Genomic DNA, 311 nt, shown 5'->3' with positions numbered 1-311 from the left:
GCCGAGGTTTTGGCGCCCTTGTTATCGGTGGCCGAGTAACTCAACGTGAACGTGCCCTGCTGGGTGGGCGTGCCCGAAATCGTGCGGTTATCTGCTGAGAAGCTTAAACCCGAGGGCAAACCGGTCAATGCGTACGTTAGCGCCCCGTTTTCCGGATCGCTGAAGGCGGGCAGGGTGGCCGAGAAGGTCTGGTTAACTGTTGCCGACAGGCTGGACAGGCCCGGGGCCACCGGCGGCTTGTTGTCCGGGGTGGTGGGGTTGCCTGGACCGCTGCCGTTACCGGCGCAGGTTAGCGTCTTGGGTGAACCGCT

Annotated in this window: 1 protein-coding gene; it reads right to left on the bottom strand. The window is 63.3% G+C overall.

From position 1 onward, the window contains the following. Positions 1–311 (bottom strand): putative Ig domain-containing protein (locus DX909_RS29395; protein WP_206513085.1); only part of this gene is annotated, 311 nt, incomplete at both ends.

Origin of the sequence: Larkinella soli (assembly GCF_003703975.1) — a bacterium.
In the GTDB taxonomy this organism is placed as follows: Bacteria; Bacteroidota; Bacteroidia; order Cytophagales; family Spirosomataceae; genus Larkinella; species Larkinella soli.
The sequence above is the reverse complement of the archived record's forward strand: the minus strand, read 5'-3'. Positions and strand labels throughout refer to the sequence as shown.